The sequence below is a fragment of the Leptolyngbya sp. FACHB-711 genome (genome assembly GCF_014695615.1).
Taxonomy (GTDB): Bacteria; Cyanobacteriota; Cyanobacteriia; order Elainellales; family Elainellaceae; genus Leptolyngbya_A.
In genome coordinates, this window is sequence record NZ_JACJOR010000581.1 from 1 (window position 1) to 5,653 (window position 5,653).

The window sequence follows — 5,653 nt, forward strand, 5'->3', positions numbered from 1 at the left end:
CGATTCAAGCCAGTTAAAGCGCGCAGCAAGCGGTCTTGTGTCAGCACCCGTTCAATATCCAGCATTTGCTTATCCCATTTCTGCCTTCTATTCTTGCTTATTTCCCGACAAGTCTATTTTAGTCATCTCGTCGGCTCTTACTCTGCACATCGTGTGAATCCACGATCGTTACCATCGGATAGCCTGATTGTGCAAGTTATGAATGAACTCAAACATGAAGGCTGGCGTTGGGTTCTGGGGATGATGGCAACATACGGATTGAGAAATCATGAAGTATTTATTGCTGACTTATCAGAGTTTCCAGTGGTAATTGTGCCGGATACAAATAAGACCAAGCAGGAAAGATTTGTTTATCCGCTTTATCCCGAATGGGCTGAGGTATGGCAATTAGAAAATAGGAAGCTGCCAGACTTCCAGCAGTTTGAGAAGCTTTCCAATTCCCAGCGTGGGACAAAGGTATCGGGTGAGTTTTACGATCGCAAGATTCCCTTTAAGCCTTATGATTTGCGCCACTGCTATGCAAGGCGATGCTTTGAATTTTCGCTACCGCCAGACCTTGCAGCCGGATTAATGGGACACAGCATTCAGGTTCACATTAGAACCTATCGTGCCTGGATTGATAAAGCGACTTATCGCCGTGTCTATGAAGCATTAATTAATCGGGACAATCGCCCGCTGCCGCCTGGTTCTCCTTAGTTTCACCTGCTGAAACTACCGGAAAGCTGCCGGGGTCGCTCGCAATTTATTCACCTCAGTCAGGTTGATCTTAATAATCCGTTTTCCTGAATTTAGGGGGCGATCGTCAATCCAATGGATACCTTCTACCCATTCCTTCGTTTTATCAATCCGCCGGATAATGCTGCTGCGGGAGTACCCTTCACCAAGCCGCTTAGATGCCTCCGCGATCGTCACTAGTTCAGAATCGGAGGGCAGGGTAGCTTTGGGTTTAGGAGTGCGCTTGGCAGGAGTCTTAGTCATGGGTTCAGTGAGTTAGTGAGTAGACAGCTGGGGGATAGTTCAGAAATTACAAATCATTCACGTAGGGCTTTGGCCATCTGTGATCGCGTCATCTGCGCTCGTAAGGTGTACTGTGTTCGCTTAACTCGTAGTTTTAATGTCGGTGGCTGCTCTGGCTGTTCCTTATTCCAAGTCGTCTCAGCAGATAGCTTGACTCACCCATCCGTATCGCTCATACCGTCCTCCCTACCTGTTCAATGATTTCTCTGGGTGCGTCCAGCAGCTTCCCCTGGCGCGACTTAAAGGGAATTGGGTTGGGCAGCGGTCTAACATCATCCAGCCGTAGGGCAAAGCGCCCCACTTCCCAAAAGCCAACCGATCGCTCCAGCTCGGTCTGTTCGTTGATGAAGCGATTGGTCATCTTCAAGCAATCTGCGAGCTGAGAGGTTGCGATGATTTGCCCATAAGTGTTCTGTGGATCCAGGGGATGAACATTCCATCCTGCCTCGCGAGAGGACTCAAGGGTGAAAAACTGACTCCGATCAACGCCTCCTAGTACCAATGCATTCCAAAAAACAGCCATTGTCTCAACGGTTGCTTTGGTCTTGGCTGCATGGATCAGCAGCTCTCCCCGATAATCCGTTAACCAGTGCCGGGTTTCGTATTTCTTTAGCCCCAACGCAATGAGCGAAGCCCAGGGCTGATGGAGTGTAATGATCTTCATGGCTTTGAGGTCTCCGTGCGGTGAGGTTTGGGCTGCTTCGTAATCGCGGCTAGAATCTCATCCCCAGAACAGCGATTGTCAACCATTGCTCGAATCTGGCGAATCTGACTGACCGGGATATAAGTGGATCGCTTCCTGCCGTCGTCCATCCAGCAGTAGTAATAGGACACTGAGGGATTCTTGCGCTTGAGATTCCCCTCTCGTTCCTCGATCCAGCCCACCGCTTTTCCTTTAGGAGAGTATCGCCGCTTCCGCTTTCCGTCCGTTTGCTGCGGCTGTACTGGAGATGATAGTACAGAAGAATTCCCTTTCACTCCGAAGGGTCGGCTGACCAGCTTCAGGTGCTTGAACTCAACCTAACTTTTGTAGGAATGTCCCTCGTCGATACTGGCTCCGCTGCCCAGAAGGCGATCGATCGTGCCCTGGGGTGTAGTTCTACCAGAGTGATACTGGACAACATCACCGACTTGGAAGGGTAATAAATCCTCGATCGTATGTGGCTGCTCGATGCCGCTACCGTAATCGCCCCGGATCACAGGCTCTATCCCAAAAACCTCCGTCCGGGTCACTATTGCTGATCCTGAACGGGTGGCGATCGTACTCCCTGGCTCTGGAGTGGGTATGGCTGTTCTGGGGATAACGATTGTAAGAGAAGGCTTATCCCAGTCCGGATCGTATCCTTCCAGGTCAGGAGGCTTGGCTGTCACATATTGGCTTGTGTCGAATAGTTCCATTGGTACTGCTCTCCCTAATTTTGCTGATTTAGGTTGAGACAGTGGGCGATGCCTTCAGAGATGAGGCGATCGTAGTTCAGCTCTGGATTCTCGTCTAATGCCTTGCGTAGCAGCCTGTAGAGAGGGGCTGGTATCTCGGCCGATACTATCATTTCCATCGGTAGATGCTCCTGTAAGGCGAATTCCTAGTTCCTGGGCGCGTTGTTTTACCGTAGTAGAGAGCGGCTTCTGCTGGTCCTGGCAGTGCCTGATCAAACCCATCAAGCTTTCTCGCTCATCAAAAAATTTAGGCGGCGGAACGGGCGGCGGAAGATCAGTCTGTGCCGTGCACTGCTGGTGCTTATAGAATTCCTCTTCCCAATACTCCCGATCCTTCTCTAGTACCCCGATCGCATAGGCTCTGGGCTGCTTAATTCCCTCGGTTCCCTTAATTCGTCCGATCACAAAATTCAGTAGCTCTCTCTCTGAGGTGGGCGGGGGCTATCTGAGAGAGTCTGAATAGTCTGAGAGATCTGAGGCGATCTAGAACCTTTGTCTGGAGTTCGGCGATCGGTTTTCCAAAACCTCGGACTGGCTTCCTAAATTTCGGAATTCGTTCCTAGATTTCGGACTGGCTTCCGATTCTTCGGACTGGTTTCCGAAATTTCGGACTATCCTCTGTCCGCGCAAATCCCCCTCTTGCGCGTGAATGATCCAGTGATACAAAGCAGATAAAGCTACAAGGAGGAGCAGAGTGCTGTCTAGAACTTAGGTTTGATGGAGAAGTGCAGGGGAAACAGGTAGATTTCCGACCTCAGTTGCCGCTTGTTATGAATTGGTAGCATAAAGTCACCACCTAACAAGTTGCTATACCGGAACGATGAGGCTGGTTGGTTGTTCGAGAGGTTGTCTACGTCCGGTAAGCTTAGTTGTTAGGCTTACATCTTGCAGTGCGTAGATTGTGACCCCAAAATCCACTTTGGATCATCGCTTTTGATAAGCTTTGGGTGTCACCCCTGTCATCTGACGGAAGACTTTTGTTAGATGAGTTTGATTTGCAAAGCCACAATCTAGAGCAATGTCGCTAATTGAAATTGCTTGCTGTTTCAGTAATTGCTTGGCTCGTTCCACACGTTGTTGCATCAAATACTGATAGGGCGCAATCCCCACCGATTGCTTGAAGGATCGGCTAAACTGGGATTCGCTCATGCTAGTCAGGCTTGCCAAATCCAAAATCGATAAATCTTGTGCCAAATTCTCCTTTATGTAATCAATGGCTCGCTCCAACTGTGATTGGGGTAAACCGTTGGCTTTAAACTCAAGCGAAGGTTTGCTGACTGCATAGTTCTGCAACAAACGAGCGGCAAGAGCTGTTCCCAATGACTCGCCATACAACCTGCCAGACATACAACCCGTTTGGATTTCCGTCTTGAGCGCGAGGGCTAATTGCTGGATTACCGGATCATCAATCGAAAACTGTGGAATCAGTTCTATTTCATGCTGCATCAATTCCTGAGTGGTTTGATTCAACAATGTTGGACAAATCGCAATCACCGAAAACTCGACTTCCTGATCCCAGCTTGTCCAACGACTTAGAAATGCTGGGATAACATCTACGCGACCGTTACCGTGGGCGTAGTGTTTAAATTTGCCGTCCAAACGACGCTCTGCCTGAAAGCAACTTTTGGGGTCTGTGATCACCAGTGAATGTTGTAGAAGGCAATGCTCCACCGTTTTGTGGGGAGGATGGCAGTAGTGGATGAAAGTTAACCCTTTCCATCCCGTATGATAGCTAGCAACTAGGGGTGTTTGTGGCAGCACTCGCGCTGCTTCCTGCTGGTTTGTAAGATCAAGTGTGGAGGTTGCATGATTCATGATGGGCTTTAACCCAGTCAAGATTTCACATCCCAAGCAGGATTAGGATAATTTTAGCAGAATTGGATGAGACGGCAGGTTGAGGCTAAGACTATTGTAGGGTGTCCACAAAAGGCGATAGTAGCGAGCATCCCAATAGAAGGGAGAAAATTCGTCCAATAGCAAGTTAGACACTGTCCCATCTCTTTCACCTACTTCTTATGCCAGATCAACCTGCACCAGAAATTGAGCTGCTACGCACAGCGTATGTCGCCTTTAACGCGCGTGACATTGATGCCGCCCTCGCCCTCATGACTCCCGACGTGCATTGGCCGAGAGCCTTCAAAGGTGGTTTTGTCTATGGACCTGAAGCAGTCCGCGCTTACTGGACAGAGCAGTGGAACGAGATCGATGGCCACGTCGAGCCGGTTGCCTTTCACCTAGAGGATGATGGGCAGATCTTGGTCGAGGTGCATCAGGTCGTGCGCGATCTGGACGGAACCGTACTTGCCAATGAGCACGTCGGCCACCGTTTCACCATTGAGCATGGCTTGATTCAAGGCATGGAAGTCTGTCCACTTCCATCGTCCAACCCTGGTGCCTAACAAGCGCAATGCACCGGAACTTTAAAGTATGGTGGTGAGTACCAGATGTTATTTGAGTCCGGTGATTGTGAACGTTGTGCTGCTATTGCCTGATGGTACGTTTCTATTCGTAAGCCTCTAACGGGCTAAAATTTCCCGATTTGCCCTTTCCTTCTCGCCTTCAAGGACGATTGGATCAAAGTTAACTTTGATCGTTTGCGCTATTTTCTTGCCATTGACAATCTCCTCGAAGGAGCCGGATGGAAAGTTGCAGTATCCTCGAAGTTCACTGATCAGTTTTCCACGGATATAGTCTCTCGCAAAACAATTTGCGTTGCTACCGGAGATGATAACCGTCCGAAACTGATCCCCAGCCCACAGCAAGCTTTTATCAACTGTCAGTTCAACTACGATTCGATTATCAGTTTTTCCTGTGCCCAAATCGTTGTTAAAGACTTGTGTACTGAGAGGTTCTGGACTGCCGTTGTTGAAGGTGATTTGCCCTTCGGTAGTAGCACGGACGGCAGGCAAGCAACTAAATAGAAGAATTAGAACGGACGAGAGCACCAATCCTAGTTTGTTCATTTTCGCTTAGTTCACGGCCTTTTTGCTATATATGTCCTAATACATAAAATCTACTCACCTTTCTCTAAAAACATTATCAAATCTGTGACACTGCTATTTGTGGTCACGTTTGTCCGGAGACACTCAATAGAGTTGTCGGGAAATAAGAACAGAGCTAGCCAATGCGACCTTTCAAGTTCTTCCTATGCCGCAGTCAGGTAGAAGTTCCATAATCCTGCTGCGGTTAGCATAAGGTG

9 protein-coding genes are annotated in these 5,653 nt (G+C 48.9%); 2 read left to right on the forward strand and 7 right to left on the reverse strand.

All coding sequences use genetic code 11. The annotated features are described in order from the left end of the window. Nucleotides 1-198: 198 nt before the first annotated feature. On the forward strand, nt 199-696 hold the full coding sequence (locus H6F80_RS28440; protein ID WP_190794879.1) for a site-specific integrase: 498 nt from the start codon (nt 199-201) through the stop codon (nt 694-696). Between the two features lie 15 nt (nt 697-711). Here the strand turns inward: H6F80_RS28440 and H6F80_RS28445 are convergent, their stop codons facing one another. The 6 genes from H6F80_RS28445 to H6F80_RS28470 all read right to left on the reverse strand — a co-directional run bounded on the left by H6F80_RS28445 (nt 712) and on the right by H6F80_RS28470 (nt 4,269). Beyond that, nucleotides 712-978, reverse strand: a complete 267-nt coding sequence (locus H6F80_RS28445) for a hypothetical protein (protein ID WP_190794880.1) — start codon at nt 976-978, stop codon at nt 712-714. A gap of 211 nt (nt 979-1,189) precedes the next feature. Beyond that, the gene (locus H6F80_RS28450; protein WP_190794881.1) at nt 1,190-1,681 is read right to left on the reverse strand and encodes an ASCH domain-containing protein; all 492 of its coding nucleotides are present in this window, start codon (nt 1,679-1,681) and stop codon (nt 1,190-1,192) included. Continuing rightward, nucleotides 1,678-1,995 (reverse strand): hypothetical protein, encoded by a 318-nt coding sequence (locus H6F80_RS28455; RefSeq protein ID WP_190794882.1) that lies wholly within the window; start codon nt 1,993-1,995, stop codon nt 1,678-1,680. Before H6F80_RS28455 ends, H6F80_RS28450 begins: the two co-directional genes overlap by 4 nt. A gap of 42 nt (nt 1,996-2,037) precedes the next feature. Next, complete coding sequence (locus tag H6F80_RS28460) at nt 2,038-2,415, reverse strand: hypothetical protein (RefSeq protein WP_190794883.1); 378 nt, start codon at nt 2,413-2,415, stop codon at nt 2,038-2,040. 54 nt (nt 2,416-2,469) lie between these two features. Further along, the gene (locus H6F80_RS28465; RefSeq protein ID WP_190794884.1) at nt 2,470-2,859 is read right to left on the reverse strand and encodes a hypothetical protein; all 390 of its coding nucleotides are present in this window, start codon (nt 2,857-2,859) and stop codon (nt 2,470-2,472) included. Between the two features lie 519 nt (nt 2,860-3,378). Then, nucleotides 3,379-4,269 carry a helix-turn-helix domain-containing protein gene (locus H6F80_RS28470; protein WP_190794885.1) on the reverse strand — a complete coding sequence of 297 codons (891 nt, stop codon included), beginning with the start codon at nt 4,267-4,269 and terminating at the stop codon, nt 3,379-3,381. 200 nt (nt 4,270-4,469) lie between these two features. Between H6F80_RS28470 and H6F80_RS28475 the strand changes: the two genes are divergently transcribed. Then, nucleotides 4,470-4,853 (forward strand): nuclear transport factor 2 family protein, encoded by a 384-nt coding sequence (locus H6F80_RS28475; protein WP_190794886.1) that lies wholly within the window; start codon nt 4,470-4,472, stop codon nt 4,851-4,853. 117 nt (nt 4,854-4,970) lie between these two features. On the opposite strand, the gene H6F80_RS28480 is transcribed toward H6F80_RS28475, so the two are convergent. Continuing rightward, on the reverse strand, nt 4,971-5,417 hold the full coding sequence (locus H6F80_RS28480) for a hypothetical protein (RefSeq protein ID WP_190794887.1): 447 nt from the start codon (nt 5,415-5,417) through the stop codon (nt 4,971-4,973). Nucleotides 5,418-5,653: the final 236 nt, after the last annotated feature.

Excerpts from the sequence above, each read along its gene's own strand:
- H6F80_RS28440 (WP_190794879.1), top strand. The coding sequence starts at position 199 with ATGAATGAACTCAAACATGAAGGCTGGCGTTGGGTTCTGGGGATGATG.
- H6F80_RS28445 (WP_190794880.1), bottom strand. The coding sequence starts at position 978 with ATGACTAAGACTCCTGCCAAGCGCACTCCTAAACCCAAAGCTACCCTG.
- H6F80_RS28450 (WP_190794881.1), bottom strand. The coding sequence starts at position 1,681 with ATGAAGATCATTACACTCCATCAGCCCTGGGCTTCGCTCATTGCGTTG.
- H6F80_RS28460 (WP_190794883.1), bottom strand. The coding sequence starts at position 2,415 with ATGGAACTATTCGACACAAGCCAATATGTGACAGCCAAGCCTCCTGAC.
- H6F80_RS28470 (WP_190794885.1), bottom strand. The coding sequence starts at position 4,269 with ATGAATCATGCAACCTCCACACTTGATCTTACAAACCAGCAGGAAGCA.
- H6F80_RS28475 (WP_190794886.1), top strand. The coding sequence starts at position 4,470 with ATGCCAGATCAACCTGCACCAGAAATTGAGCTGCTACGCACAGCGTAT.
- H6F80_RS28480 (WP_190794887.1), bottom strand. The coding sequence starts at position 5,417 with ATGAACAAACTAGGATTGGTGCTCTCGTCCGTTCTAATTCTTCTATTT.